The following is a 26672-nucleotide window of genomic DNA, read 5'->3' on the forward strand; positions in this document are numbered from 1 at the left end:
GAGGCTTACAAGCCGTCATAACAGTCTTTTATTATTGGAACATTATCATGAGGTTAAATTTCTATCAGGTGATAGGGGATCAGGTTTGCGGTCAGCATCTGGGCCTCTCTCTGATGGCAGGTGAAGATAATAACCTGGTCGGAATAAGTGCTCACCAGCCATCTTAAAGCAGTCCGAAGCCTGTCGTCATCATATAGTACAAAACTGTCATCAAATATGAATGGCATCCGTTCGTTGCCCTCCTGAATCAAGGTGGCAGCCGCCAATCGAAGGGCCAGATAAACCTGGTCCATGGTGCCGCTGCTGACTTGTTCTAAAGGAACCAGCTTGGTTTTTGTATTCAGAAATACATTCAGGTTCTCATCTACGCTCATGCTGGTATAGATTCCCCCTGTGATCCCGGCGATAAGGTCAGAAGCTGTTTTATTTAGATATAGGCCAAAGGAGTCCCGGATAGAGGAGGAGAGGCTGGTCATGGTTTCCAGTGCTAAGTCAATGGCGGATATTTCTTCCCGGATCCGGTCGTTCTCCGCCAGGATGTGCTTAAGTCCTTCAGCCTGGGTTTTGCAGCTTGATAAGTGCTCCAGCTTTTTCTCAAGCTCCCACTGGCTTTTCTGCTGCTTTTCAATAGATTCCCCACAGTTCTCCTGCTTTTTTGAAAGCTCCTCAATATCTTTCGCTTTCTGAGCGATGACGGCTTCCGATTTGGCTACCGCTGAGCATAAGCGGGTGAACTCTGCCATCTTTGTCTGGAATGCGCGGATCGTTTCTGAAGATATCTCAGTATTTCCCAAATGTCTGGATAGGATCTCCTGCAGGATCTTGGCGCTCATTTCCATGTCCTTTTGGCTATGCCTCAGCCGTAAAAACAGAATCAGGCCGATCAGGTAGAAAATCGTGGCGGTTCCAATAAAAATACCTAACAAAAGGATGAGGTCAAGTCCATAGTAAGCGGTGAAATAATTTGCTTCTCCCAGATAATAAAGTACTCCCGTGCCGCATAACAGCAAGGTGGCGATGACCAGGGAAAGGACAGAAAAGATCTTTCTTGGTTTTTTATTGCAGGCCGCCCTGGCTTCCATATATTCGTCATAGTTTTCCTGGGCCTTTGCCTGGCAGGCGTTTATAGACGCCTGGTCGGAAAACTGGTTGCTGTTCAGTACCTGCCTGCCCCTTGCGGCTTTTTGAAGAAGTTCTTCCTTTTCTTTCTGCTGTTCATCCATGGATACCCTGATATGGGAGCGGAGCTTATGGTATTCCTGAATCTGGTTTTCATACTCCGGAGATGAGATTTCCTTTTCTGTGTTGCGGATTTCGCTTAATAACGAGGTATAAGTCCGGGCCGCTTCCGGAACCATCTGGGATTCCAGCTCCTTTTTCTGTGACTTTAAAAAGGCGGCAGCCTTTGTGATGTTAAGGGCTAAGTTTCCCGTGGTGTTTAAGTTGGCTATGTAATTTTTAAGTTCGGAAACCATGCCCTCATCGGTAGCGCTTTTAAGCTGGCCGATGCTGACGGTGTTAATGTATGCCGATTCGCTTAAACCGCATAATAAGTCATCTAAAAATGCCTTAGTCGGCTCAATCTCCCGTCCGGCGGTTTCATCTACGATCTTAAACTCTTTTTTATTCTTCTGGAAGGTGCGCTCGATCCGGTAAATGTGATCCTTATGCTCCAGCCGTATCTGCCCCTCATAAGTGCCGCTGTTTTCCCAAGGCTCGAATTTTGTGTAAAGATCATTCCGGGATGCACGGCCTCTCTGGCGTTCAATACCGAAAAGCATTCCCCGGATGAATGTATGGATGGTGGATTTTCCGGCCTCATTTTTCCCATATACAATGTTTAGCCCATCCCGGAAGGTAAGGTTTCTGCCATGGAATTTCCCAAAGCCATTGATATAGATATCAATTATTTTCATGGGGTCAGCTCCTTTCGTCCGTTGTACGAAGCAATGCGTTAATGCCGTAATGAAGGGCCTTTTTTTCCACCGGGCTCATCTCTGGTTTCTGAAGGGCCTGGATAAAGAAACCGATCATATCGCTGGGGTGTTCGGCAAACAATGCGGGAAAATCATACTGAGGTTCAGATTCGTCAATGATTTCCATGATCTTAAAACGGGTGGAAAGCATCTCTAAGTCAAAGGAAATGTCAGGGTCCCTCATGCCGCGGATTCGAAACCGGAATATGTTTTCCGATCCCCGGTTCTGGATTTCCTGGGTGATTTTCATGGCAAGCTCCGTATTGGTAGTGGCAGTTGTTACATTAACTGCCAGGGAGATGTACTGGAGCTTTGCAAGGGGAATAAACCTTAAGGAAGTCACCATACGGGTCACCTCATTGATCTCCCCCACCATCATGCCGTGCTGCCCGGATTCTGTCTTATCAAGCGGCTCTAAGGAACCGGCAAATGCCATACGGTTTTCCAGTAAGATCTCCGGCCGGTGGATGTGCCCCATGGCAATGTAGGAAAAGTCCAGATTGGCCATGGCGCCCTTGTCAAATGGGATGTGGTTGGCATCGCCCCCATGACCAAGAAGGACATGGATGCGCCCGTTGTTGGGCACCTTTAAATGATCAAGGCGGTTTTCGGGGATTTCTGCTGAGTGGTAACTGAAACCGTAAACCTCGGTATTGATGTCCTTAAAGTAAACACTTTCCAGCTCCCCTCCCATGAGATAAGATACATTGGGAGCCCAGGTGAAGCTTAAAAGGGCAGAGTTGTTCCGGATGCGGTCATGGTTACCGGCAATGATGACCACATGGACATCCGGTATGGTGGTAAATAGAAAATTTACTTCTTTCAAATCTCTGGCCAGGGGCTGGCGGTGAAATAAGTCTCCGGAAATAAAGAGGCAGTTGGCTTCCAGGGCCTTTGCCTGGCTGACCGCCTTTGCAAAGGTGTCCTTGATGTCCTGATACCGTTCCTTGCTCCATGGCTTATCGCTGTCCGGGCTCATGCCCCAGTGAACATCTGCAATATGTATGAATTTCATTATCATTACCTCGCTGGTCCTCTGCATAGCTGAACTGAAACCACAAATTCCCTGCCTTTTGGGAAGGGAATTTGCGGTACAGGCTTAAAGCTCGCAGTTGTTGACAGTTCTTGGGAATGGAACCACGTCACGGATGTTGCCCATTCCGGTAAGATACATCACGCAGCGCTCAAAGCCAAGGCCAAAGCCTGCATGGCGGGTAGAACCGTATTTTCTTAAGTCAAGATAGAATTCGTAATCCTCTTTCTCAAGGCCAAGCTCGTCCATACGTGCCACAAGCTTGTCATAATTGTCCTCTCTCTGGCTTCCTCCGATGATCTCGCCGATTCCGGGTACCAGGCAGTCTACGGCAGCCACGGTCTTATTATCCGGATTCAGCTTCATGTAGAAGGCCTTGATCTCCTTTGGATAGTCTGTTACGAATACAGGCTTCTTATAGAGCTGCTCGGTTAAATAGCGCTCATGCTCGGTCTGTAAGTCACAGCCCCAGAACACCTTATAGTCAAATTCCTCATTGTGCTTCTCCAGAAGCTCTATGGCCTCGGTGTAAGTCACACGGGCAAATTCAGAGTTTAAAACATGGTTTAAGCGGTTAAGTAGCTCCTTGTCCACAAACTGATTGAAGAAGTTCATCTCTTCCGGTGCATGCTCCAGGACGAAACGGATCACATATTTAAGCATGGCTTCTGCCAGCTCCATATTATCATCCAAATCGGCAAAGGCCATCTCCGGCTCAATCATCCAGAACTCTGCCGCATGGCGGGTGGTATTGGAGTTTTCTGCACGGAACGTAGGTCCAAAGGTATAAACATTGCGGAATGCCATAGCATAGGTCTCCGCATTGAGCTGGCCGCTTACGGTTAAGTTGGTAGGCTTTGCAAAGAAGTCCTGGGTGAAATCCACAGACCCTTCCTTAGTCTTTGGAATATCTGTTAAATCCATAGTAGTAACCTGGAACATCTCACCGGCGCCCTCACAGTCGCTTCCGGTAATGATGGGGGTGTGTACATACACAAAGTCCCTTTCCTGGAAGAACTGGTGAATGGCATAAGCGATCAGAGAACGCACACGGAAAACAGCCTGAAAGGTATTGGTCCTGGGACGCAGATGGGAAATGGTTCTTAAATATTCAAAGGAATGGCGCTTTTTCTGAAGGGGATAGTCCGGTGTAGAAGTCCCTTCAACAATAATTTTATCCGCCTGGATCTCAAATGGCTGTTTTGCATCGGGAGTGGGTACCAGGGTACCGGTGACGATAACAGCGGTTCCTACATTGAGTTTGGATATTTCAGAGAAATTTTCCATAGTGTCATGATAGACGACCTGAAGTGTTTCAAAATAAGTTCCGTCATTTAAAACAATGAATCCAAATGATTTGGAATCCCGTAAACTTCTCACCCAGCCTCCGATCGTAACCTGCGTGTTAAGAAGTGATTCTTTGTCTTTATATATTTGTCTTACAGTGATTAAATCCATAGTGGCTTCTCCTTTTACATGTTCGCATACTTAGTAAGATTATACTGTATTTCGAGCATTGATTCAAGGGGGAAGGGTGTAAAAACGCAAGATATGGCTTAAAATGTAAAAGAATCGAAAAAAGCATGAAAAATGTCGGAAAATGCACAAAAAATTATCATAATAATTCAAAATTTTGTTCACTATTTTCTGAATATGTGTTATAATGCTAGTACAATAAAATTACAACAGCGAGAGGTGATAACGTGATCAAGAAAGAAATGATTGCCATGCTTTTGGCAGGCGGGCAGGGAAGCCGGTTAGGCGTGTTAACGCAAAAAGTGGCCAAACCAGCAGTATCATTTGGCGGCAAGTACCGTATAATTGATTTCCCACTCAGTAACTGCATCAACTCAGGAGTAGATACAGTGGGAGTTCTGACTCAGTATCAGCCATTGCGCTTAAATACCCATATCGGGATCGGCATCCCATGGGATTTGGACCGGAACGTTGGCGGCGTCACGATCCTTCCTCCCTATGAAAAGAGCAAGGGCAGTGATTGGTATACTGGAACGGCAAATGCCATCTATCAGAACCTCGAATATATGGAAACTTACAATCCGGACTATGTCCTCATATTGTCAGGAGACCATATCTATAAGATGGATTATGAGGTCATGCTGGAATACCATAAAGCGAATAATGCTGATATCACCATTGCTGCTATGCCGGTGCCGATTGAGGAAGCCAGCCGTTTTGGAATCCTTATAACCGATGAGAGCAACCGTATCACGGAGTTTGAAGAAAAACCGGTAAATCCAAGAAGCAACCTGGCATCCATGGGTATCTACATATTCAGCTGGAAAGTATTAAAAGAGGCACTGATCAAGATGTCTGAAGTACCGGGCTGTGATTTCGGAAAGCATATCATTCCATACTGCTTCGAGGCAGGGGACCGGGTATTTGCCTATGAATACAATGGTTATTGGAAGGATGTGGGAACTTTAAGCTCTTACTGGGAAGCTAATATGGAGCTGATTGATATCATTCCCGAATTTAACCTTTATGAGGAGTACTGGAAGATCTATACAAAGAGCGACATCATACCGCCTCAATATGTGTCGGAAGAGGCTGTTATAGACAGAAGCATCATCGGAGAAGGGTCAGAAATCTGCGGAGAAATCCACAATTCCGTTATTGGTGCCGGTGTTACCATTAAAAAGGGAGCCGTGGTCAGGGATTCCATCATCATGAGGGAATGCGTACTGGGAGAGAATGTCAAGATCCAGAAGGCCATTATCGCTGAAAATGTAAAGATAGGAGCGAACTCTGAGCTTGGTTGCGGGGAATTTGCCCCCAGCAAATATGATCCCAAGGTCTATCAGTCCGATCTGGTAACAGTCGGTGAGAATTCAACCATACCGGAAAATGTGAAGGTAGGTAAGAATACGGCAATCGTCGGTGAAACAACAGCAGAAGATTATACTGACGGTGAGCTGGCTGGCGGAGACTACATCATAAAGGCAGGTGGCATACGATGAGAGCGATAGGAATTGTATTAGCAGGCGGAAACAGTAAGAGAATGCGGGAATTATCCAATAAAAGGGCGATCTCGGCCATGCCCATTGCCGGCAATTACCGCAGCATTGATTTTGCCCTCAGCAATATGACGAATTCCCATATTCAGAACGTAGCGGTTTTAACTCAGTATAATTCCAGATCGCTTCATCTGCATTTGAGCTCTTCCAAATGGTGGGATTTTGGTAGAAAGCAGGGGGGATTGTTTGTATTCACTCCAACTATAACCGCAGAAAGCAGTGACTGGTACCGGGGAACTGCAGATGCGCTTTTCCAGAACCTTACATTCTTAAAGAACAGCCATGAACCCTATGTTGTTATTGCGGCAGGTGACGGCATCTATAAGCTGGATTATGGAAAAGTTCTGGAATATCATATTGAGAAGAAGGCTGATATTACCGTCGTATGCACGGAGCTTCCGCAGGGAGAGGATATCACACGATTCGGTCTGGTGAGAACCAATGAAGACGGAAGGATCACAGACTTTGAGGAAAAGCCTATGGTCGCATCTTCTAATGTCGTATCCTGCGGTATTTATGTCATCCGCAGACGGCAGCTGATTGAGCTCATTGAGCGCTGCGCTATGGAAGACCGTTATGATTTTGTAAACGATATTCTGATACGTTACCGGAACCTAAAGAGGATTTATGCTTATAAGATGAATACTTACTGGAGGAATATTGCTTCTGTTGAGTCTTACTACAAGACCAACATGGATTTCCTGAAATCGGAAGTGAGGGATTATTTCTTCCGCCAGTACCCGGATGTTTATTCTAAAATAGATGATTTGCCTCCGGCAAAGTATAATCCGGGAGCCTCAGTTAAGAACAGTTTGATATCCAGCGGCAGCATTGTCAATGGAGTGGTCGAAAATTCTGTTCTGTTTAAAAAGGCATATGTAGGCAATAACTGTGTCATTAAAAATTCTATTATTTTAAATGACGTTTACATAGGTGATAATACGGTTATTGAAAATTGTATAGTGGAAAGCCGGGATACGATCCGGGCAAATACCACTCATATTGGAACACCGGACAATATAAAAATTGTCTTAGAGAAAAACGAAAGATACACATTATAAGGAAATGCGGGGGAAAGCTTGACATGCAGATTACAGACGTGAGGGTTAGACGTATTGAAAAAGAAGGAAAGATGAAAGCAATAGTATCCATTACTCTTGATAATGAATTTGTAATTCATGATATCAAGGTAATCGAAGGGGAGAAGGGGCTATTTATTGCTATGCCAAGCCGCAAGGCTGCAGATGGGGAATACCGGGATATTGCACATCCCATTAATTCCGACACCCGTGATATGATCCAGAGGGTCATTCTGGATAAGTATGAGACCACGGCATTAGAGATGCCGGAGGTGACGGCATTTGCTTAATAAGTCTTTTAATCCGCAGGCAGGGGTGACTCTGCCTGCGGATTTTTGTATGTGACTCTCCTTAAATACAGGATTTACACGGGGCTCTTTTTGGGGTTATAATAAAAAGTAATAATTTTGGAAAGGTAGATGAAAACATGACGATAAAAATAGGTATTGCAGGCTATGGGAATCTGGGAAAAGGGGTGGAATGTGCCATCCGCCATAATCCGGATCTTGAGCTTTCTGCCGTATTTACCAGAAGAGATCCGGCATCATTAACCCTTCTTACTCCGGGTGTAAAGGTGTATTCCATGGAGGAAGCTATTTCAAAAAAGGATTCCATTGATGTGATGATCCTCTGTGGCGGAAGCGCAGCAGATCTTCCGGTACAGACTCCCCTTCTTGCCAGACATTTCAATGTAGTGGACAGCTTTGACACCCACGCACGGATCCCCCGGCATTTTGAAGCAGTGGATGAGGCGGCAAAGGAAGGAAACAAGGTTGGGATCATATCCGTTGGCTGGGACCCGGGCATGTTTTCCTTAAACCGCCTGTATGGAGAGTCCATTTTACCGGGCGGCCATGATTATACGTTCTGGGGCAGGGGCGTAAGCCAGGGCCATTCCGATGCGATCCGCAGGATCGAAGGTGTCCGGGATGCCAGACAGTATACCATTCCGGTTGAAGAAGCCCTCGAAGCGGTCCGCAGCGGAAAAAATCCAGAACTGTCCACCAGAGAGAAGCATACCCGCGAATGTTTTGTAGTGGCGGAAGAGAATGCGGATTTAGACCGGATCAGGAAAGAAATCGTATCTATGCCCAATTATTTTGCAGATTATGATACTACGGTTCATTTTATCAGCGAAGAGGAACTTAACCGGGACCACAGGGGAATTCCCCATGGAGGATTTGTCATTAGGACCGGAAAGACAGGCTGGGAGGATGAGAACAGCCATGTGATCGAATACAGCCTAAAGCTGGATTCCAATCCGGAATTTACGGCCTCCGTGCTGACGGCTTATGCTAGAGCCGCTTATCGTTTGAATCAAGAAGGCCAGAGCGGATGTAAAACCGTGCTTGATATTGCTCCGGCATATTTAAGTGCCTTTAGCGGAAAAGAGCTGAGAGGACGTCTGTTATAATTCAGAGGCAGGAGGAATAGAGAATGGCAGCGAGAAAAGAAATGGTCCTGTATTATCAGCCTGAAAAGGACAGGCAGAGCGGAAATGATACAAAGGCCGCGAAGCTGAAAGCAGTTCTTGTCCGTATGGGGATACGGATTAAAAACATATCCCCGGAACAGGTGTACCAGACCGTAGGATATCTGGCAGGCTTTGACGGATTTGAAGAAAAGGAGCAGGAGAATTGCCCTGATGTGGAAGAGGAGATCCTGGTTATGAAAAATTTTTCAAACCGCCGGATTGACGAACTGCTCTTAAATTTAAGGCGGGCCGGAGTTCCTAAAATCGACCTAAAGGCAGTAATCACCGATACCAACTGTAAATGGAAATTCTATGATCTGTATCTGGAGCTTAAGAAAGAACATGACACCATGTCAGGAACGAATGAGACAGATCCGAAGGAAGCGGAAGAGAACGAAACAGATACGGTTTAAGGTGCCGTGCAGAATGTTGTTAGATTGATCTATTGAAAAAAATAAAATGGTACGTAAAAACGCGTCTTGATCAAGGGATAAAACCCTCTCAAGACGCGTTTTTGTTCTTTATGCTGCAAATTTACTGATAATCACAAACAGTGGCCCACTGTTGAAGCAATTCCGCCTCTTCCGGTCTTCTCTTTGAAAGCTGGGCAGCAGCAACCATGGGAAGCCAGGTCTGCACATATTTCTTTGCAGTACCGGTCTTCTTACAAAACAGGTTCATATACATATCTGCCTTATTCTGGTCCTGCAGACAGAACAGCAGGTAAGTTCTTGCCACATCCGCGCTGGCATTGCCCTGAGTCGCGTGTACCCAGTCCAGAACAAACATGGTTCCGTCATCGGTTACCACAATATTGCTGGGATTAAAATCCCCATGGCATAATTTTGTATGTTTAGGCATACTGTCCAGCTGTGTCCGCATATCGTATCTGGTCACATCCTCTAATTCTTCCGTGTCCAGGATCTGACGTGACATCTTATCTTTTAACTTATTAAGAAGCGGGCACTGCTTTGACAGAATACTCAAATGGAGATCTACCATATTCTCCATGTATTCCGGTAATTTATCAGGATTTTCATCCATGAGCTGTTGGAGAGTCTTGCCTTCAATGAAATCAAAGGTAATGGACCACTTTCCTTCGAAAACACCAACCTCTAAAACCTTAGGAACATTGATTCCGCCGACTTCTTCCACGCGGGCTGTAATCAATGCTTCATTCAATACATCTGCCTTTGGGAAATCAGCGTTAAATACCTTGATCGCTTTATTTCCATCACGAAAGACCTTTTTTGTTGCAGTTGTAGCAATTAATTGTGCTGCCATACGAATCTCTCCTTCCATCCAACCATTAGTCTGAACCGTTATGTAGTGATTCTGTACTTATATTTTACTACAAAACCCATAAAAAGTATAGCTTGTTTTGTGATTTATCAGGATAAATTTACTGAATATGTCTGCAATTTAAAAGCGGAAAACAGCCGCACCATAAGCCGGAAGCTGGTAAGGGAAAGAGTATTCCTGATCATCCCATTCCATCTTTTCAGAGCGGAAAGAAGGCCCTTTCTCTCCCCGCTTATACAGTCCGTGATCCTGGTCTAAAACAAGAGTGTAAGTTCCCCGTTTCGGAACTCCTACCCGGTAATCAGGACGGGCTACGGGAGTGAAGTTTAACACAAACAGCAGGCTGCGCTTTTTATCCTTACTGTACCTGATAAAACTGAAGATGCTACGTTCCTTGTCATTGGCATTGACCCAGAAGAAGCCTTCCCAGTCATAGTCCTTTTCATAAAGTGCCGGATATTTTTTGTACAGGTGCAGAAGATCTCTTACATAGTCCTTAAGGGTTTTGCCTAAAGGCTCCTCAGACAGATACCAGTCAAGGGAGTTTTTTTCATCCCATTCATGAAACTGTCCAAATTCCTGTCCCATAAACAGCAGTTTTTTACCGGGATGACCAAGCATAAACGTATATCCCAATTTTAAGTTTGCAAATTTATCTTCCAGAAGTCCCGGCATTTTGTTGATCATGGAACTTTTCAAATGCACCACCTCATCATGGGATAATACCAGTATATAATTTTCACTGGTGAAATATGTAAGGCCAAATGTCATCTTGTGGTGGTTGTATTTGCGGAAATAAGGATCCAGCTTCATATATTCCAGAAAATCATGCATCCAGCCCATATTCCATTTAAAGGTAAAACCAAGGCCTCCCTCTTCCTGATTCCCGGTAACCTTTGGCCAGACGGTAGATTCCTCGGCAATGACCATAGCTCCGTTTCCCCGTTTTTTAATGACGCTGTTTAAATGCTTAAAAAACTCTATGGCTTCCAGATTCTCGTTTCCGCCGTACTGGTTTGGTACCCAGTCCCCGTTGTTTCTTCCATAATCCAGATAAAGCATGGAAGCGACCGCGTCGACCCGGAGCCCGTCAACATGAAATTTATCCACCCAGTAAAGGGCATTGGCAATAAGGAAATTATCCACCTCATATTTACTGTAATCAAAGACTTTTGTTCCCCAATCAGGGTGTTCCCCTTTCCGGGGGTCTGAATATTCGTAGCAGGCTTCTCCGTCAAAGTCCGCCAGGCCATGAGCATCCTTTGGAAAATGAGCCGGAACCCAGTCAAGGATGACCCCGATTCCTTTTTTGTGCATGTAGTTTACGAAATACATAAACTCTCCTGGAGTCCCAAACCGGGAAGTTGGGGCAAAATATCCTGTCACCTGATATCCCCAGGATCCGTCATAGGGATGTTCTGCAATTCCCATCAGCTCCACATGGGTATAACCCATTTCCAGAATATAATCTGCCAGTTCATGAGCCGCTTCGATATAAGTATAAAAGCCATCCTTTTCATCCCTGCTTTTCTTCCGCCAGGAACCTAAATGTACCTCATAGATGCTGAGAGGTTCATCTAAGGGGTCTTTGGCCTTCCGCTTTTCCATCCAGGCCAGATCCTTCCACTGAAATCCCGTAAGGTCTGCGGTAACAGAGGCAGTCTGGGGGCGGTATTCTGCCTGGAATGCGTAAGGATCCGCCTTGAAAAGGATCTTGCCGCTCCTTGTGGTGATTGCATATTTATATAGCTCCCCAACGCTTAAATCAGGGACAAAAGCTTCCCAGATTCCGGAATCAGCAAGGGATCCCATTGGATTTGCTTCCGGATCCCAGCCGTTAAAATCTCCTACCACGCTGACCTGACTGCTATGAGGCGCCCAGACTGCAAAATACATCCCATCGTTTCCTTCGTAGTTGATCGGATGGGCGCCCAGTTTTTCGTAGATTTCATAATGCCTTCCATTGTTATAAAGGTATCGGTCCACCTCTGTGATAAAACCCATTCCGATTTCATTTCTGCCACTTTCCATTCGCTCATCCCTCCATGATCTTTAAGATAACACCCCGGTTTGCGGGTATGGTCAATCCGATTCTATGGTCAATCACTGGAAATATTTCTCCGTTCAGAAGATTGACAGCAGTGTTTCCCTCACAAGGACAGGGAATTCCGGCAAATGCGTCAGAATCATCATTGTTTACTGCAGTTATGATGGCCTGACTTTCATGAAACCGTGCAAATGCATACTGACGGTTGGTGAGAAGAAGCTCCTGGTACCGGCCTCCATGAAACTCCGGGTTTTGTTCATGGATATGACCCAGCTTGCTGATAAAATCCTCAAGCGGACAGGTAAACTTCTTTACTTCGGAAATGGAAACCAAGGGACGCAGCATGGAATCATCCGTATTGGTTCGTCTGCCTTCCATCCCAAACTCGCTGCCATAGTAGACGGAGGGGATTCCGGGAAGGGTGAATAACAGGGTGTAAACCGGATAGAGGTGCTGGGTATTGGAAAGCTTGCTTGCGATCCGGTTTTCGTCATGATTGTCCACAAAGGTATAAAGCTGTGACCCGATGGATTCCAGCCTTTTTACATTGTGTGCAATTTCAAAATAATTGTGGTCATTATGGCCTGAATAAATGCTCTTATGTAGTTCGTAGTTCGTGACAGAATGAAGCATACCGGGACTGACCCATCTGCCGTATTCTCCATGGATAACTTCCCCCATGAGCCAGAAATCTTCTTTCATTTCCGCCGTGTGCTGCCGCAGCTCCTTCATAAATCCAAAGTCCAGCACATTGGCACAGTCAAGGCGTATTCCGTCAATGTCAAAGTTATTGATCCAAAACTGTACGGTGTCAAATAAATACTGCCTGACTGCGGGATTAAAAAGATTAAGGCAAGGAAGCTCAAAGTGTCCCTGCCACGCTTCGTAACCAAAGGAATCTCCCAAAGGACTGCTGCCGGCAAAGTTGATTCCCCGGTACCAGTCCCTGTAGGGAGAATTCTCTCTTTGGTTTAAAATATCCTGAAATGCAAAAAACTCCCGTCCCGTATGGTTAAAGACGCCGTCAACAACCACTTTGATACCTGCTTCATGGCAGCGGGACACAAACTCCTGAAAGCCTTCTCTGTCACCAAGACGGCGGTCCACCATCCGGTAATCACGCGTATCGTACCCATGGGTAGAGGATTCAAACAGTGGCCCGATGTAGATCGCATTGCACCCCAGAGACCGGATATGGGAAATCCACTTACAAAGTTCCCCAAATTGGTTCACAACAGAAAATTCCCTGTTCTCTTTCGGAGCGCCCACAAGCCCCAGGGGATATATGTGATAAAAAACTCCCCTATCATACCACTTGCTCATATACTTATCCTCCAGATTATAGTAGTTTATACCTCCCGGCTTTTAAAGCGTCGCAGAAGGAACTGGTAACGCAGCTGTGCCGCATTAAGTTCGTAGATATAACAATCAATAAGCGTTGGGTCAACCACCTGTTCAAAGTGATTTCTTGCGGAATCAATGGCGGTTTTGGAACGTTCAATCTCATGCCTTAAATTCCGCTCTTCCTCTGACAGGACCAGATGTTTTTTTAATAGACCATGTTTCATTTTATCATCTCCAGATTTTATAATTTTTACCGAATGCTATAAATTCAGTATGTCTGGAAAATGGCACTTTATTCATATATTCCCTGTATATCATTTATAATTTATGAAACCTGGTTCATTAGTTCCTGTAAATACAGCCCCAGAGAACAAAGTTTTTTTGTGCTGTCGCCAATGGTCAGATAGTAATAATTAGCTGTCCCTTCCTGGCGGACATTCACAAGACCTGCCTTTTTTAAAATCTTTAAATGATGGGAAATGGCAGGGCGGGACAAACGGGTCATTTCCGTTATTTCCTTTACATTCATTCCCTGCCTGGGTCTTATGCTTAGGTCATCTTTGGTGTTTGAAACGTCGTTTCCCAGGTCATCATAAAGACCTGCATTGGCCAGAACCTTAATTATGGTCAGCCGCACTTCGTCTCCGAGAGCGATAAAAATCGGCATGCAATTCTGGAAAAGTTCATTAAAATCCTCGGCATGCATGGTTGGATTCCTCCTTTGGTTTAAAAAATTAAACTAATATTATTTTATCATCTCAGCAGGATAACGTCAATGTTTTGCTGCCATAATTTTGTGATTTATGCTGCGATAAAGAGAAAATATTGAAAAAAATTGTTGAAATATGACAATAAATTCACAGAGAGGCCTTTGCTCTCAGAAAACCCTATAAAAGAATGTATACAATATTTCTTGTAAAAAACAGTTGACATTTTATTTTCCCTTGTGCATAATAAAGGCACATTCTTATATGCATTCCGCATACAGCATTTCAAAAGTTTTTTATAATCCATAGCTGATTTTCCAGCGTGAATTCCAATGTTGAAATTTTATGTAAAGAGGGGGGATTTTATCGTTCGGTATGTTATTTTGCTGCTTATTTTAGGAGCAGGAGCTTTTTATGATGTCCGGGAACACCGTATCCCTAACTGGTTGGTGCTTTCAGGGATCATCCTTGGCATTCTGCTTGAAATCCCTGGTCCGGAGAATCCTTTTGGAGGCCTTCTGTTCTTGCTGAGGCTGGTAATTGTAACAGGGATATTCTTTTTACTATTCCTGTGCCGGATGATCGGTGCGGGAGATATCAAGCTTACTGCACTCATATGCGGCTTTCTGGGGTTAAGAACAGGCGCTTTGGCCGTTGGACTTGGTTTTCTTATAGGGGCTTTCTGGTCCTTTATCAAAATGGCAGGGAGTGGCAGCCTTTTCACCCGCCTTTCTTGTCTTCTTGCCTTTATCAGGCACGTATTTCAAACTGGAAAACTTACAATTTACTACGATCCTGTCCGGGATGGATATGATATGGTGATACCTTTAGGCCTGTGCCTGTTTTTAGGGACACTGGGTTCTGTGTTTTTTTGATCAACTGGATATGAAAACATATCCGCTTGATTTATTAGTATACAAAATAAGGAGGTTTGGTTTTGGCAAAGAGAGTGATGGCGGTTTATGATACGGACCCTTTGTATACGGAGAGGTTCACGGATTTTGTAAACCAAAAGGAGCAGGTCGGGTTCTCGGTTATGGCATTTACAGCCCTGGAACGGCTGAAGGCATATGGGGAAGACCATAAGATAGAGCTTTTGCTCATTAGTTCCTCCGTTTCCAGGGAGGATATAGAAAAAATAGCCGCTGCCGTTGTGATCATACTGGCTGACGGTGAGTCAGTCCCTCCGGGAGGACAGTATCCAAGCGTTTATAAATATCAGGCGGCTGACAGTCTGATGCGGGAGGTGATGAATTACTACTGTGACGATCCCGGAGATCCGGGTTATTCCATGGTTTCAAAGACGGGGAGGATCATAGGAGTCTATTCTCCCATCAACCGGTGCTTAAAGACCTCTTTTGCCCTTACCATGGGACAGCTTCTGGCCCGGGATTTAAAGGTTCTTTATTTAAACTTTGAGGATTGCTCGGGATTTCGGCGGCTGATCGGAGAAGAGTATAAGGGAGGTTTGTCTGATCTTTTATATTATTACAGCCAGGAAGGTTTTCACTGGGTACGCCTTGGATCCATCGTCTATACCTGGGGGGAGCTGGATTATGTGCCGCCGGTGCAATACCCTGAGGACCTTTGCCAGGTGACCGGGCAGGTGATGGCAGAGCTGGTAACCCGCATTGCCATGGAAAGTGTTTATGAATCCATTATTCTGGATTTAGGCCAATTCGGCAAGAAAGCTTCAGAGGTGCTGGAGATATGCGATGCAGTATATATGCCGGTAAAGGATGACTGCGTATCTGCAGCAAAGATAGAAGAGTTTGAGGAATACCTGGTGTCATCCGGCCATGAGTTTCTTAAAAACCGGATTCAGAAAATAAAGCCTCCCTATCACTGCAGCTTTGGACGGAAAGACAACTATCTGGAACAACTCTTATGGGGAGAATTGGGAGATTATACAAGACAGCTTTTGAGGAAACAGCCATAAGCGGTAAAGAAATTGTACAAGGAGGAACAGCCATGGACGATGAGGAAAGAAGGAAGCTTCGGGAAGAAATCATGAAAGAGCTGGATGAACGGCAGCAGGTAACGGATGAGGAGCTTTATGACATCATAGACCGCAGAATTTTGGAGTATGGGCAGATCAGTTTTCTTCCCCTAAAAGATAAGAAGGAGCTTCGGGGTAGGCTTTTTGATTCTTTCCGGCGGCTTGGGGTCCTTCAGGAGCTGGTAGATGATGAGGATGTGACAGAGATCATGGTAAATGGGGCAGACCATGTCTTTGTGGAGAAAAACGGGCGTATGGAGCAGTGGGTCAGAGCCTTTGACAGTCAGGAGCAGCTAGAGGATACCATTCAGCAGATCGTCAGCAGAGTAAACCGTACGGTAAATGTATCAAGGCCCATCGCGGATGCCAGGTTATCTGATGGTTCCAGGGTCCATGTCGTGCTGCCGCCCATTGCCTTAGACGGCCCCGCTGTGACCATCCGTAAGTTTCCAAAGCCCATTACCATGACCAGGCTGCTAAAGCTGGGCTCGGTTACGGAAGAGGCTGCGGATTTTCTAAAATGCATTGTAGGGGCGGGATACAATATATTTATCAGCGGGGGAACCAATTCGGGAAAAAGTACGTTTCTCAATGCCCTGTCCGCCTACATCCCCGGGGATGAGCGGATTGTGACCATTGAAGATTCCGCGGAACTGAAGATTGCTCATATTCCCAATCTGGTGCGGCTTGAAACAAGAGAGGCCAATGGAGAGGGTGATGGGGAAGTGTCCATTGGTGATCTGATCCGGGCTGCACTCAGAATGAATCCCAGCAGAATAATCGTTGGAGAGGTGAGAGGAAAGGAGGCTTTGGACATGATATCAGCCATGAACACCGGCCATGACGGAAGCCTCAGCACCGGCCATGGAAACAGTCCCAGAGACATGCTTTCCAGGCTGGAGACTATGGTGCTTATGGGAGCAGATATCCCATTGGCAGCAGCCAGAAGCCAGGTTGCGGCAGCAATTGATATCTTAATTCATTTGGGACGGCTCAGAGATAAAAGCAGGAGGGTCCTGTCCATTGTGGAGGTAATTGGCTATGAGAACGGAGAAATCAGGCTTAATCCGCTATACAGGTTTGAGGAAGATTATGGGAATCTGGAAGAAGGACAGGTTGTTCATGGAAGCCTTAAAAAAGTGGGAATTATTCAAAACGCCGAAAAACTTAAAGCAGCAGGCATTGAAATATGAAACCTATGATCTGACACCCGTTCAGTGGTGCCTGTATGGTCTTCAGGGCCTGTCAATTGCAGGGATTTTCGCTTACATCTTTTACCGCAGCATCCTATCATTCCTGTTGTTTGCCCCAATGGTTTTTATATTTCCCATGATTAAAAAAAGAGAACTGAAGGAAGGCCGGCTTCAGCAGTTAAATCTGGAATTTAAGGAGGGCATCCTTCTTTTAGCCTCCTTCCTAAGTGCCGGTTATTCTGTGGAGAACGCGTTTTCTGCTTCCGTAAAGGAATTGGGTCTGCTTTTCGGGGAGGAGGGGATGGTTTCCAGGGAATTTAAGCATATTGAAAGCCAGATCCGGATGAACCGTTCGGTCGAGCTGGCGCTTTCCGATTTTGCAGGCCGAAGCGGCCTTGATGATGTTAAGAACTTTGCGGAGGTATTTGCTGCGGCTAAACGAAGCGGAGGTGAACTGGTTATGATCATAAGCCACACGGCGGATGCAATAAGGGACAAGGTACAGGTAAGACAGGAGATTTTAACGATGACAGCCTCAAAACAGTTTGAACAGAAAATTATGAGCATGATCCCCTTTTTTATTGTCCTTTATATTGATCTGACTTCTCCAGGCTTTTTTAACATCATGTACAGTACGGGAATCGGAAGGATTCTTATGACCCTGTGCATGATCATTTACATCGCTGCCCTGGGGATTTCAAGATGGATTATGAGGATTGAGATATGAAAAGAACATGGAGATTTCCTTTTACAAAGATACAGATGGCCTGCGTTGTTTTCGGGATTGCCTTATATGTTGCTTTTGAGCTGTATTATGCAGTGGGCGGGCAGGCGGTAACGGAAGGGGGAGGGCTTAAACGGGCAGGGCCGGGGCACGGAGAGATTACATATGATATCCAGGTATCCGGGCTTGACCGGGAGAATGGGGACAGGAAGATACCGGTGAGAATCCCTGTCAGGGAGCGGCAGTATGGGGCGGAAGAGGCAAAGGAGCTGTTTCAAAGGATCCGGCCTGAACTGACACGGCAGATGCTGGGGGAAAATGAGTCCCTTGAGGAGGTGAGAGAAAGTTTAAATTTAAAGAACAGTCTTGGAGATTATGGGCTTAGAATCAGCTGGGAGTCTGATAATCCCCAGGTGATCGATTCCTTTGGAATTGTTCACAATGAGGAAATACCAGAAGAAGGAGAGCAGGTCTGGTTAAGGGCCAGAGTGACGGATGGGCGCCATGAGGACCGATATGAGTTTAAAGTGACGGTTTACCCGGCCTCCCTTACCAAGGACGAAAAAGCAGCCGCAGACTTTCTTCAGTGGATAGGCCAGATGGATATGAAACAGCAGACGGAGGATCGCCTGCTACTGCCCTCAGTTTATGAGGGGAACCGGCTGATGTATTTTAAGCCTGAAGAGGCGGATTACCGGATATTGCCGGTGCTGGGGTTTTTACTGGCGGCTCTCCTGCACGTAAAAGAAGAGTTTGACAGGAAAAGTCAGGCGAAGATACGTGAGCAGCAATTGCTGTTTGATTATTCTGAGGTGGTTTCCAAGCTGGTAGTCTATATCGGAGCAGGTCTTACCGTCCGTGGAGCCTGGGAGAGGATTGCGGCTGGCTATAAGGAGGCCGTAAAGCAGGGGAAAAGAAGCGCACGTCCGACGTATGAGGAGATGGTGAAGACAGCAAGTCAGATAAGCAGCGGGCTGTCGGAAGGACGGGCTTACAGTGAATTTGGAAGGCGATGCGGCTTACAGGCCTACATAAAGCTCTCCACTCTCCTGGAACAGAGTCAGAAAAACGGAAGCAGGCAGCTTCGCCCGGCTTTGGAGCTTGAGATGGCTTCAGCCTTTGAGCTAAGGAAGAACCTGGCGAAAAAGCTGGGGGAAGAAGCAGGAACCAAACTTTTGCTGCCCCTGTTTATGATGCTGGGGGTGGTCATGGTCATGATCGTCGTGCCTGCGTTCCTGTCATTTTATTAGAAGGGAGGTGATATGATGCTGACAACGGTAAACAGTCAGATCCTGGATTTCTTTAAGGAAGAAGACGGAGTAGGCGTGATTGAAGTAGTGCTGATTCTGGTGGTGTTAATCGGACTTGTCATTATTTTTAAAAAGCAGATAACGACTCTTCTTGATAACATATTCAAGGAAATCAACAGCCAGTCTAAAGAGGTGTATTGATGCGCAAAAGCGGGCAGGTAACAGTGTTTTTCAGTTTAGCTCTTTTATGCATATTCAGCCTGATGTGCGGACTTTTAGAGTCCGCACGGACTGCAGGAACCAGGTGTTATCTAAAGCTGGCGGCCGATTCTTCCATGGACTCTGTATTCAGCAGGTTTCACAGAGAAGCCTGGGATAAATACCGTCTCTTTCTTCTGGAATGTGAGAATGGCGAGGAACTTGAAAAAGCATGGAAGGGATTTATGGAGCCCTATATGGACAGCTCCGGCTGGTATACCATGGATATGGAAAAGGCGGATACAATGCAGCTTTTCCGTATCACTGATGGGGGAGGGCAGTATTTAAAGAAGGAGATTCTGGACTATATGAAGTATGGAATATTTGAAAATATGACAGATGAAAAGGGTGCAGAAGCCCTGCTTAAGAACTTAAAGGAAGCAAAAGCAGTGAAACGGTTATCCGGATCGTTTCGTGACCATGAAAGGGAAGCGGTCCGGTTGGAAAGGGCTTTGGAAGATATCAATGATTCTTTAAAGCGGCAGAAGGAATACTGGCGGTCTGCTTATGAAAGAATCAGGGATTATGATGGTCCAGGTTTTCGTAGAGAAGCAGATCTTTTGGAGCGGGAAATGAACCGGATTCCTTCCCTTGTAAAAGCCTATGGGAAGAAGGCAGATGATTTAAAAAACAGCTTAAGTGGAACTAACAATGACTTATTTGCGGCTCAGGCTGAATTGAGCCAGGAAGTACGTGAAACTTTTATTGGGGATACCTCTTGCTATGGATCCTATGTAAATCAGGATGGGGAGCGAAGGCGGGAAATTGAGGCTCTGCCAGCTAAGATGGAACAGATAAAACAGGTGAAGGAACAGGCAGGGAAGCGCTCCTCTGAGGTAGAGCAGATCATTGATAACTGGGATAGTGATGATGAAGAGGATGACGGCCCGGATCTGTCTGGACTATGGGGATCTGTAGGGGAACTATGGGCAAAGGCTGACATCCCCTCTCTTTCTTATTCCAATGGGGTGAAGGACCCGGAAAAGCAGAGATTTTTGGAACAGTTAGAAGGTTTTATACAGACAGGGCTCTTATCCCTGGTTCTGCCCGATGGAAAGGAAATATCCAAAGGTATATTGTCTGACGATTCTTTTCCTTCCGTTACCTGCGGAGATGGCCAGGTGCTGGAGACAGGCCTTTTGGACAGGCTTCTGTTTGGGGAGTATTGCGGCCGTTTTCTTACAAATGTTCTTTCAGAGGAGGATAAGGAGGTAATGTACGAATTGGAATATCTGGTTTCAGGAAAGAAAACAGATGAGGAAAACTTAAAGCAGACAGTTTTAGAGGTTCTCATGATCAGGGAAGGCATGAACCTAATCCATATTCTTTCAGACGGCCAGAAACGAGAGGAGGCAATGTCTCTTGCCGGCCTTATTACCGGAGCCGTGGGTCTGGCTCCTCTAACCGGGATCGTTGCATTTTTTGTGATGAGCATCTGGGCGCTTGGGGAGGCGATTGTGGATGTGAGAATGCTTCTAGAAGGGAAAAATGTGGTCTTTCTTAAGTCAAGAAACACATGGAAGCTATCCCTAGATGACCTTTTGGAATTAGGAAGAACGGGAACATGCGAAGGTGGGAAAGAGGATGAAGACGGAATTGATTATACCGGCTATTTGAAGCTTCTTCTTTTCCCGGGAGAATCCGGACAGCAGCATTACCGTCTGATGGATGTGATCCAGATGAATTTATGCAGGAAACAGGAGGATTTTCGCATGGATAACTGCGTTTATCAGGCGGAAGTAAGGGGAACTGTGAGATCAAGGCATATGTTTTTCGGAGGAAATAATCCCTCCTATCCAGTGGAAGTCCGGACAGAAAAAGCATATTAATGGCTGCTTGCAGATATTCCTTTATGCCCGGTGTGGTGAAAAAATGGTAAGGAGGTGGATGATCATGCCCTTTTTCAAGGAGTTCTATAGAAAAAATAATAAAAAAATTGTTACTCTCCAGGTACAAATCCCCTTCATGAAACAAGGATTCCTTGTAAAAAGGGTATTATCATCTGCCTCCTGCCACCGAAAAAAGGGAAGCCTGACCATAGAGGCTGCCCTGGTCCTGCCACTTTTCCTTTTTTTTATGGTGATTCTCATGCTTCCCATGGGGGTTATGAAGGAAGGTAGGCGAATACAAACCGCTCTGGAAGCAGCAGGAGAAGAAGTCAGCCAGTATGCTTATGTTTTGCAACAGCTTAAACTGGGAGAAGAGGTGCATGCCAAAGAAATCGATGGTTTTTCAGACGAGTTTTTAGAAGGACTCACAGAGGAAGGAATCCTTCTCTTTGTCAGAAAGCGGGTGGAAGGACGGGCAGGGTTTAAACGGCTTGAATCAGCGTCCTTTGCACGTTCCACCGTATTAGCGGACGGAGAGACCATTGATCTGATTATGGATTACCGGGTAAGAATTCCATTTTCTGTTTTTGGCTTAAGCAGCATACCCATGACCGCCAGATGCTGCCGGAGGGCCTGGATCGGCCAGGAGGGAGGCCGCAGCGGAAAGAATGGAACGGAGGATGAGCTTGTATACATTGGAAAGGCGAGTACAAGATACCACCGCCAACGGACCTGCCATTACTTATACAATAATATAGTACAGATTTCTTTTAAGGAAATTGAAACTGTTCGTAATTTAACCGGCGGTAAATATAAACCCTGCAGCAGATGCGGCAGATTTGCAGAGGAGAGCGGCAGCGTATATATCATGCCATCAGGAGAGCGGTATCACAGTGACAGGAATTGCTCCTCTATCATGGCATATGTGGAGGCTGTCCCCTTATCCCAGGTACGCCATCTGGGACCGTGCTCCTACTGTTCTCAATAGGGAGGTACCTCTATGGTGGAAAGCGTAAATAAAATTATATTTGGAGTATTTTTATTGGCGGCTGCCTGGGAAGACGGAAGAGAAAAGGCTGTCAGCGTATGGCTTTTTCAGGCAGCAGGCATGGCCGGACTGATTCTGGCTCTTTTACAGGGAGATATTGGCAGAGAACGGCTGTCAAGCTGTATGATAGGAGCTGGACTCCTTCTTTTAAGCCGATTAACAGGTGAGGCAATCGGAATTGGAGATGGTTGGTTTTTTGTAGTCAGCGGCCTGTTTTTAAGAGCATGTTTGAATCTGAAGTTATTGATCTGTGGAATTTTTTTAAATGGCATTGTATGCGGTGGAATTTATGTCTGGGGCTGGCTGCGGGGACGGGATTATAAGAAGAAAACGGTACCGTTTCTGCCATTTCTGGTTCCTGTGTGGATTGGACTGGTGATGCTATGAAGAATAGACTGCAGGGAAGCTATACCGTTGAGGCAGCTTTTATTATGGCAATTGTTTTATGGGCGCTGATTGTTTCTGTACAAGCTGCTTACCGGTTGAGGGATGAAGTTGTAGGATCAATGGCATTGGGAGAGACGGTGCAAAGACTGCGCCATAATGAAACAGAGCCATCTGAAGAAGCTGCCTTGTGGGCAGTCAGAAGGGCCGGTAATCCTTTTTCCTGGAAAAAATATGATTTCCAGATCAAGATGGCAGGAAACCCAGTAACGGGCAGGAGAGTGGAAGCCTATGGAAGTGCGGGGGCCTGGAAGCTGGAAATGGAACAGGGCGTGTTTGATCCGGAGAATTTTTTAAGGATGTTGACGCTCATCAATCAGGAGGAATGAGATGAAGGCTGTATACAGGCGGGAAATGAAGCACAATTATTTGATCATGGAGCCGGAGGAGAATGGATATGACAGTTATGAAATACATATGATGGCGGCAAACAGGATCGGGGGACTGCTGAAGTTCCATGTAAAACAGGTGGATAATCAGAAATTATATTATTATGAGATCACCTCAAAGCAGCCCTTAAACAGGGTACTTGAATATCATAGTCTGGGCAGGGAGGAGCTTAAGAAGTTGATAGAGGATATTGGGCGGACTCTGGACAGGCTGGAGGCTTACCTGCTTAAGGAAAAACAAATCCTACTAGAGCCAGAATATATTTATGTTGAGCCGGAGCAGTTTACGGTTTCCCTTTGCCTTATTCCCGGTAGACAAGTGGGATTTCCTGAAGAGATGACCGGGTTGCTGCGGTATCTTCTGGGTAAGGTCAATCACCAGGATAAGGAATGTGTAGTTATGGCGTATGGCCTGTATCAGGAAAGTCTTAAGGAAAATTACGGGATGAAGGACCTCCTTGAAATTGCCGGAAAGAATTGTTCCAGCGAAAAAGGAAGTGATGAAAGTGTACTTCAGACGGAAAAGGACAACAACACGGAAGAGAATCTTAGCTCTCACATTTTGTATTCAATTAACGAGGACATAGAAGAAAGAAGCCGCTTTTTTGATGGTAAGGTGAATGGGGTTGTTTTCATTGTCCCGATTTTAGCTATGTTTAGTATTGCCACAGCTTTATGGTTGGTTTTTGGTATGGAAGGGATTCGAAAATTCTGGTATGGGGTGCCCATCACCGGGGGGTTCTCAGCATTCGCAGTTTTAGCCATATGGAGAAAAGAGTCCAGGCAGCCAAAGGAGATGATGGTGAAAAAGGAAGAGCGAGACCGTCAACCAGCGGAAGGCTATGACTGGCAGTTGACATTTGAAGAAGAAATAAAGGAAAAGACGCTAAAACCTGATACAGGAGATGAGGAAGTATTTCAAACGGCCCTGTTAAACGATACAACGGCTGATAAAAGTATCCGCTTTTTACGTGCAGTTGGTTCTGAATTGGAAGATATCCCAATTACTTATGTTCCTTATTTAATTGGAAAGCAGGAAGGCATGGTCGATTGTGTCCTTACTGGAGAAGCCATCAGCAGGATTCACGCCAGGATAGACAGAGAAGGAGAAGAATACCGGATCAGTGACTTAAATTCTACCAATGGAACCGCTGTGAACGGGCGGGTATTAGAAACAAATGAGACGGTATCGCTGAAAATAGGAGATGAAGTTTTTATTGCAAATTACCCATTTATATTTACATGAAGTTATGTTTACATAAAGTTGTATTTACATAAATTTATATTTACGTAAATTTATAATTACAAAATAAAAACACCGGCCTTTTTCGGGCCGGTGTACTGGCGGTATGGGAATGAAATTCTATACCGCCTTAACATCGTTTACCTGCACATAATAATATGTGTTGCCTTCTTCTATATAACTTTGATACACACCTGTTATTTCTATTTCGCTATTTTCATCCGGATAGTCATCAGGATAGGTAAGATCTCCGTCCCAGATTAATTCCAGCCCTTGCTGGCAGCAGGCAGTGGCATCCGCAATGACCAAAGCGTAAAAATTGTTATTATTCGAATCCTGGTAAACCTGGAATATCCCTTCGGCTTTAATTGTTTTTCCCATATATTCTTCCGGTGATATCATCATATTGTATACCTCGGAAAAAACCATGGTGCTGCTTAATTTCGTCAGGTCAATATCAAACCCGGTGCTATTCGTGGAGCCAGCCCGATCATCCTGAAATTGCTCCGTGGTTGGTTCAAAAGAATCGGAAGGATAGGTATTAATATCAAAGTCTTCCGTACTCTCCGGATCGTATTGTTCAGAGCCTGCGGTCCCATATTGTACGGAGTCTGCCCGGTCCCCTTGCGGCAGCGACGGACCGGGGGCAGTCACGGCGTCTTTTCCGCAGCCTGTCAATGTAAGGTTTACCATGAAAAGCATCAGAACCATTCCAAAGATACGTTTCATCTACTGACACCTCCCCGGATCCACCCAATGAGTGAGCATATGGCAAACGCAGCGATATCAACGGCTACAATGGTTGAGCCGACCGGTGTTCCTGCCAGAATGGATGTTAGAATTCCCAGTACGGCGCAGAAGACGGAAAGGATTGCCGAACAAAGGATCACGGACTTAAAGTTTTTAAATATGCGCATTGCCGAGAGCGACGGAAAAATGACCAATGCAGAGATCAGCAGTGATCCAACCAGATTCATGGCAAGTACGATGATAATGGCTATGATGACCGCAATCAGCAGGTTGTATTGTTCCGCTTTTGTGCCGGTTGCTCTTGCAAAGTCTTCATCAAAGGTAACTGCAAATATCTTATGGTAAAAGAGTAAAAATACGGCGATAACGACCACCGAAAGGGCAACACAAAGCCATACTTCCGACTTTGTCAGTGTCAGAATGGAGGTTGAACCAAACAGCGTACTGCATACGTCTCCTGCCAGATTGGCTGAGGCAGAAAATATATTCATAAGCAGGTAGCCCAGGGCCAGCGCGCCCACGGAAATCATAGCGATAGCTGCATCGCCCTTGATTTTGGCATTCTGACCGGTTCGCAGCAGAAGAATTGCGCAGATGACGGTAACCGGCAGAATGAGCAGCATTTGATTGGACAGCTTCATTACCGTAGCGATTGCCATACCGCCAAAGGCAACATGGGACAATCCGTCGCCAATAAAGGAAAAACGCTTTAACACTAGTGTAACACCCAACAGGGAGGAGCAGAGAGCAATTAATATCCCGACAATCAGAGCATAGCGTACAAAGGGATATTCAAAATATAAGGCTAATTTTTCAATCAAGATACTCATGCTTCTTTGCCTCCATTCTGAGATGAATATGCTTTGCCGATGCTGCTGTCTAGATACTCATCTTTTTTTCCGAAAAAGAGAGGATCTCCCATATGCAGGATATGGCTTGCATAGTTAACTGCAGCGCCTATATCATGAGATATCATAATAATGGTGATGCCTTCCTCATTCAGCTTTTGGATCAACTCATACATCTCGGCAGTGGCCTTTGGATCAAGCCCTGAAACAGGCTCGTCAAGCAGAAGCATTTTTCCTGCAGCGCACAGCGCCCGTGCCAGCAGAACTCGCTGCTGCTGGCCTCCGGACAATTCTCTGTAACACCGTTTGGACAAATGGGAGATCCCCATTTTCTCCATATTTTCACGGGAAAGCTGTTTTTCTTCACGGCTGTAATAGGGACGCAGCCCACAGCGGTTCAGACAGCCCGATAAAACAATTTCCCGAACAGATGCCGGAAAATCCTTTTGTACCACTGTCTGCTGAGGCAGATATCCGATTCCTCCTGGATGCTGCTTGTTTTCTATAACAATGCTTCCTTCAAGCGGCGCCAGAAGGTGCAGAATAGTTTTCATGAGAGTACTTTTCCCGGAACCGTTTTCTCCTACGATACAGAGATAATCACCGCTGTTTACGGAAAAGTTAAGTCCCTTAAGGACCGTTTTGCCGTCATACCCGATGGTAAGGTTGTTACATGTTAGCTGTGCCACTATGATTCCTC

General features: G+C 45.6%; 27 protein-coding genes. 16 read left to right on the forward strand and 11 right to left on the reverse strand.

Annotation, left to right across the window (positions count from 1 at the left end):
* Positions 1–53 precede the first annotated feature (53 nt).
* The 3 genes from BMX69_RS20345 to asnS form a co-directional block, all read right to left on the reverse strand.
* Positions 54–1916 carry an ATP-binding protein gene (locus BMX69_RS20345; protein ID WP_100043363.1) on the reverse strand — a complete coding sequence of 621 codons (1863 nt, stop codon included), beginning with the start codon at positions 1914–1916 and terminating at the stop codon, positions 54–56.
* Between the two features lie 4 nt (positions 1917–1920).
* Complete coding sequence (locus BMX69_RS20350) at positions 1921–2991, reverse strand: metallophosphoesterase family protein (protein WP_054791325.1); 1071 nt, start codon at positions 2989–2991, stop codon at positions 1921–1923.
* Between the two features lie 84 nt (positions 2992–3075).
* On the reverse strand, positions 3076–4467 hold the full coding sequence (gene asnS / locus BMX69_RS20355) for an asparagine--tRNA ligase (RefSeq protein WP_054791290.1): 1392 nt from the start codon (positions 4465–4467) through the stop codon (positions 3076–3078).
* Positions 4468–4712: 245 nt separating this feature from the next.
* On the opposite strand from asnS, the gene BMX69_RS20360 reads away from it, so the two are divergent.
* The 5 genes from BMX69_RS20360 (at position 4713) to BMX69_RS20380 (ending at position 9010) form a co-directional block, all read left to right on the forward strand.
* Positions 4713–5987, forward strand: coding sequence for a glucose-1-phosphate adenylyltransferase (locus BMX69_RS20360; RefSeq protein ID WP_054791291.1), 1275 nt, complete (start codon positions 4713–4715; stop codon positions 5985–5987).
* Positions 5984–7105, forward strand: a complete 1122-nt coding sequence (gene glgD, locus BMX69_RS20365; RefSeq protein WP_025230773.1) for a glucose-1-phosphate adenylyltransferase subunit GlgD — start codon at positions 5984–5986, stop codon at positions 7103–7105. Before BMX69_RS20360 ends, glgD begins: the two co-directional genes overlap by 4 nt.
* 23 nt (positions 7106–7128) lie before the next feature.
* Positions 7129–7413: a septation regulator SpoVG gene (spoVG, locus tag BMX69_RS20370; protein ID WP_054791292.1), complete on the forward strand. Its 285-nt coding sequence runs from the start codon at positions 7129–7131 to the stop codon at positions 7411–7413.
* Positions 7414–7550: 137 nt separating this feature from the next.
* Positions 7551–8537 carry a diaminopimelate dehydrogenase gene (locus tag BMX69_RS20375; RefSeq protein WP_100043364.1) on the forward strand — a complete coding sequence of 329 codons (987 nt, stop codon included), beginning with the start codon at positions 7551–7553 and terminating at the stop codon, positions 8535–8537.
* 23 nt (positions 8538–8560) lie between these two features.
* Positions 8561–9010, forward strand: coding sequence for a DUF3783 domain-containing protein (locus BMX69_RS20380; protein ID WP_100043365.1), 450 nt, complete (start codon positions 8561–8563; stop codon positions 9008–9010).
* Between the two features lie 121 nt (positions 9011–9131).
* Here BMX69_RS20380 and BMX69_RS20385 read toward each other — a convergent pair whose 3' ends face one another.
* The 5 genes from BMX69_RS20385 to BMX69_RS20405 all read right to left on the reverse strand — a co-directional run bounded on the left by BMX69_RS20385 (position 9132) and on the right by BMX69_RS20405 (position 13996).
* Positions 9132–9881 (reverse strand): phosphotransferase family protein, encoded by a 750-nt coding sequence (locus tag BMX69_RS20385; protein ID WP_100043366.1) that lies wholly within the window; start codon positions 9879–9881, stop codon positions 9132–9134.
* 138 nt (positions 9882–10019) lie between these two features.
* Positions 10020–11930 carry a 1,4-alpha-glucan branching protein GlgB gene (gene glgB / locus BMX69_RS20390; protein ID WP_100043367.1) on the reverse strand — a complete coding sequence of 637 codons (1911 nt, stop codon included), beginning with the start codon at positions 11928–11930 and terminating at the stop codon, positions 10020–10022.
* A 4-nt stretch (positions 11931–11934) separates the two neighbouring features.
* Positions 11935–13269: an alpha-amylase family glycosyl hydrolase gene (locus tag BMX69_RS20395; protein ID WP_100043368.1), complete on the reverse strand. Its 1335-nt coding sequence runs from the start codon at positions 13267–13269 to the stop codon at positions 11935–11937.
* Positions 13270–13295: 26 nt separating this feature from the next.
* Entirely contained in the window at positions 13296–13514 is a 219-nt protein-coding gene (locus BMX69_RS20400; protein WP_025230780.1) for a YaaL family protein, read from the reverse strand.
* A gap of 101 nt (positions 13515–13615) precedes the next feature.
* Entirely contained in the window at positions 13616–13996 is a 381-nt protein-coding gene (locus BMX69_RS20405; RefSeq protein ID WP_025230781.1) for an ArsR/SmtB family transcription factor, read from the reverse strand.
* A gap of 333 nt (positions 13997–14329) precedes the next feature.
* On the opposite strand from BMX69_RS20405, the gene BMX69_RS20410 reads away from it, so the two are divergent.
* From BMX69_RS20410 to BMX69_RS20460, 11 genes are all read left to right on the forward strand, one after another.
* Positions 14330–14872: a prepilin peptidase gene (locus BMX69_RS20410; protein ID WP_054791293.1), complete on the forward strand. Its 543-nt coding sequence runs from the start codon at positions 14330–14332 to the stop codon at positions 14870–14872.
* 62 nt (positions 14873–14934) lie between these two features.
* On the forward strand, positions 14935–15936 hold the full coding sequence (locus BMX69_RS20415) for a P-loop NTPase family protein (RefSeq protein ID WP_242941306.1): 1002 nt from the start codon (positions 14935–14937) through the stop codon (positions 15934–15936).
* A gap of 71 nt (positions 15937–16007) precedes the next feature.
* On the forward strand, positions 16008–17189 hold the full coding sequence (locus tag BMX69_RS20420) for a CpaF family protein (protein ID WP_100043906.1): 1182 nt from the start codon (positions 16008–16010) through the stop codon (positions 17187–17189).
* Positions 17119–17916 carry a type II secretion system F family protein gene (locus BMX69_RS20425; protein WP_166433215.1) on the forward strand — a complete coding sequence of 266 codons (798 nt, stop codon included), beginning with the start codon at positions 17119–17121 and terminating at the stop codon, positions 17914–17916. The genes BMX69_RS20420 and BMX69_RS20425 overlap by 71 nt, the downstream gene beginning before the upstream one ends.
* Positions 17913–19163, forward strand: coding sequence for an immunoglobulin-like domain-containing protein (locus BMX69_RS20430; RefSeq protein ID WP_100043369.1), 1251 nt, complete (start codon positions 17913–17915; stop codon positions 19161–19163). The genes BMX69_RS20425 and BMX69_RS20430 overlap by 4 nt, the downstream gene beginning before the upstream one ends.
* A gap of 15 nt (positions 19164–19178) precedes the next feature.
* Positions 19179–19364 (forward strand): Flp1 family type IVb pilin, encoded by a 186-nt coding sequence (locus tag BMX69_RS20435; RefSeq protein WP_025230787.1) that lies wholly within the window; start codon positions 19179–19181, stop codon positions 19362–19364.
* Complete coding sequence (locus tag BMX69_RS20440; RefSeq protein WP_100043370.1) at positions 19364–21250, forward strand: DUF5702 domain-containing protein; 1887 nt, start codon at positions 19364–19366, stop codon at positions 21248–21250. The genes BMX69_RS20435 and BMX69_RS20440 overlap by 1 nt, the downstream gene beginning before the upstream one ends.
* Before the next feature lie 64 nt (positions 21251–21314).
* Complete coding sequence (locus BMX69_RS20445; RefSeq protein ID WP_100043371.1) at positions 21315–22238, forward strand: TadE/TadG family type IV pilus assembly protein; 924 nt, start codon at positions 21315–21317, stop codon at positions 22236–22238.
* A 12-nt stretch (positions 22239–22250) separates the two neighbouring features.
* Complete coding sequence (locus BMX69_RS20450; protein WP_054791298.1) at positions 22251–22685, forward strand: prepilin peptidase; 435 nt, start codon at positions 22251–22253, stop codon at positions 22683–22685.
* A complete protein-coding gene (locus BMX69_RS20455; RefSeq protein ID WP_100043372.1) occupies positions 22682–23071 on the forward strand; it encodes a hypothetical protein in 390 nt (129 codons plus the stop codon). The genes BMX69_RS20450 and BMX69_RS20455 overlap by 4 nt, the downstream gene beginning before the upstream one ends.
* Before the next feature lies 1 nt (position 23072).
* On the forward strand, positions 23073–24377 hold the full coding sequence (locus BMX69_RS20460; protein ID WP_054791299.1) for a DUF6382 domain-containing protein: 1305 nt from the start codon (positions 23073–23075) through the stop codon (positions 24375–24377).
* A gap of 117 nt (positions 24378–24494) precedes the next feature.
* Here BMX69_RS20460 and BMX69_RS20465 read toward each other — a convergent pair whose 3' ends face one another.
* The 3 genes from BMX69_RS20465 to BMX69_RS20475 are packed head-to-tail and all read right to left on the reverse strand — an operon-like array spanning position 24495 to position 26661.
* Complete coding sequence (locus tag BMX69_RS20465) at positions 24495–25103, reverse strand: hypothetical protein (protein ID WP_100043373.1); 609 nt, start codon at positions 25101–25103, stop codon at positions 24495–24497.
* A complete protein-coding gene (locus BMX69_RS20470) occupies positions 25100–25954 on the reverse strand; it encodes a metal ABC transporter permease (protein ID WP_174715191.1) in 855 nt (284 codons plus the stop codon). The genes BMX69_RS20465 and BMX69_RS20470 overlap by 4 nt, the downstream gene beginning before the upstream one ends.
* Positions 25951–26661, reverse strand: a complete 711-nt coding sequence (locus BMX69_RS20475; RefSeq protein ID WP_054791302.1) for a metal ABC transporter ATP-binding protein — start codon at positions 26659–26661, stop codon at positions 25951–25953. The genes BMX69_RS20470 and BMX69_RS20475 overlap by 4 nt, the downstream gene beginning before the upstream one ends.
* Positions 26662–26672: the final 11 nt, after the last annotated feature.

Origin of the sequence: Lacrimispora sphenoides JCM 1415, assembly GCF_900105615.1 — a bacterium.
Classification (GTDB): Bacteria; Bacillota; Clostridia; order Lachnospirales; family Lachnospiraceae; genus Lacrimispora; species Lacrimispora sphenoides.

What these genes read in the sequence shown, in the direction of transcription:
- BMX69_RS20405 (WP_025230781.1), bottom strand. Translation starts at nt 13,996, where the DNA reads ATGCATGCCGAGGATTTTAATGAACTTTTCCAGAATTGCATGCCGATT.
- BMX69_RS20350 (WP_054791325.1), bottom strand. Translation starts at nt 2,991, where the DNA reads ATGAAATTCATACATATTGCAGATGTTCACTGGGGCATGAGCCCGGAC.
- BMX69_RS20410 (WP_054791293.1), top strand. Translation starts at nt 14,330, where the DNA reads ATGTTGAAATTTTATGTAAAGAGGGGGGATTTTATCGTTCGGTATGTT.
- glgD (WP_025230773.1), top strand. Translation starts at nt 5,984, where the DNA reads ATGAGAGCGATAGGAATTGTATTAGCAGGCGGAAACAGTAAGAGAATG.
- asnS (WP_054791290.1), bottom strand. Translation starts at nt 4,467, where the DNA reads ATGGATTTAATCACTGTAAGACAAATATATAAAGACAAAGAATCACTT.
- BMX69_RS20345 (WP_100043363.1), bottom strand. Translation starts at nt 1,916, where the DNA reads ATGAAAATAATTGATATCTATATCAATGGCTTTGGGAAATTCCATGGC.
- BMX69_RS20440 (WP_100043370.1), top strand. Translation starts at nt 19,364, where the DNA reads ATGCGCAAAAGCGGGCAGGTAACAGTGTTTTTCAGTTTAGCTCTTTTA.
- BMX69_RS20385 (WP_100043366.1), bottom strand. Translation starts at nt 9,881, where the DNA reads ATGGCAGCACAATTAATTGCTACAACTGCAACAAAAAAGGTCTTTCGT.
- BMX69_RS20455 (WP_100043372.1), top strand. Translation starts at nt 22,682, where the DNA reads ATGAAGAATAGACTGCAGGGAAGCTATACCGTTGAGGCAGCTTTTATT.
- BMX69_RS20465 (WP_100043373.1), bottom strand. Translation starts at nt 25,103, where the DNA reads ATGAAACGTATCTTTGGAATGGTTCTGATGCTTTTCATGGTAAACCTT.
- BMX69_RS20445 (WP_100043371.1), top strand. Translation starts at nt 21,315, where the DNA reads ATGCCCTTTTTCAAGGAGTTCTATAGAAAAAATAATAAAAAAATTGTT.
- BMX69_RS20460 (WP_054791299.1), top strand. Translation starts at nt 23,073, where the DNA reads ATGAAGGCTGTATACAGGCGGGAAATGAAGCACAATTATTTGATCATG.
- BMX69_RS20470 (WP_174715191.1), bottom strand. Translation starts at nt 25,954, where the DNA reads ATGAGTATCTTGATTGAAAAATTAGCCTTATATTTTGAATATCCCTTT.
- BMX69_RS20400 (WP_025230780.1), bottom strand. Translation starts at nt 13,514, where the DNA reads ATGAAACATGGTCTATTAAAAAAACATCTGGTCCTGTCAGAGGAAGAG.
- BMX69_RS20435 (WP_025230787.1), top strand. Translation starts at nt 19,179, where the DNA reads ATGCTGACAACGGTAAACAGTCAGATCCTGGATTTCTTTAAGGAAGAA.
- BMX69_RS20450 (WP_054791298.1), top strand. Translation starts at nt 22,251, where the DNA reads ATGGTGGAAAGCGTAAATAAAATTATATTTGGAGTATTTTTATTGGCG.
- BMX69_RS20380 (WP_100043365.1), top strand. Translation starts at nt 8,561, where the DNA reads ATGGCAGCGAGAAAAGAAATGGTCCTGTATTATCAGCCTGAAAAGGAC.
- BMX69_RS20395 (WP_100043368.1), bottom strand. Translation starts at nt 13,269, where the DNA reads ATGAGCAAGTGGTATGATAGGGGAGTTTTTTATCACATATATCCCCTG.
- spoVG (WP_054791292.1), top strand. Translation starts at nt 7,129, where the DNA reads ATGCAGATTACAGACGTGAGGGTTAGACGTATTGAAAAAGAAGGAAAG.
- BMX69_RS20425 (WP_166433215.1), top strand. Translation starts at nt 17,119, where the DNA reads ATGGAAGCCTTAAAAAAGTGGGAATTATTCAAAACGCCGAAAAACTTA.
- BMX69_RS20375 (WP_100043364.1), top strand. Translation starts at nt 7,551, where the DNA reads ATGACGATAAAAATAGGTATTGCAGGCTATGGGAATCTGGGAAAAGGG.
- BMX69_RS20430 (WP_100043369.1), top strand. Translation starts at nt 17,913, where the DNA reads ATGAAAAGAACATGGAGATTTCCTTTTACAAAGATACAGATGGCCTGC.
- BMX69_RS20420 (WP_100043906.1), top strand. Translation starts at nt 16,008, where the DNA reads ATGAAAGAGCTGGATGAACGGCAGCAGGTAACGGATGAGGAGCTTTAT.
- glgB (WP_100043367.1), bottom strand. Translation starts at nt 11,930, where the DNA reads ATGGAAAGTGGCAGAAATGAAATCGGAATGGGTTTTATCACAGAGGTG.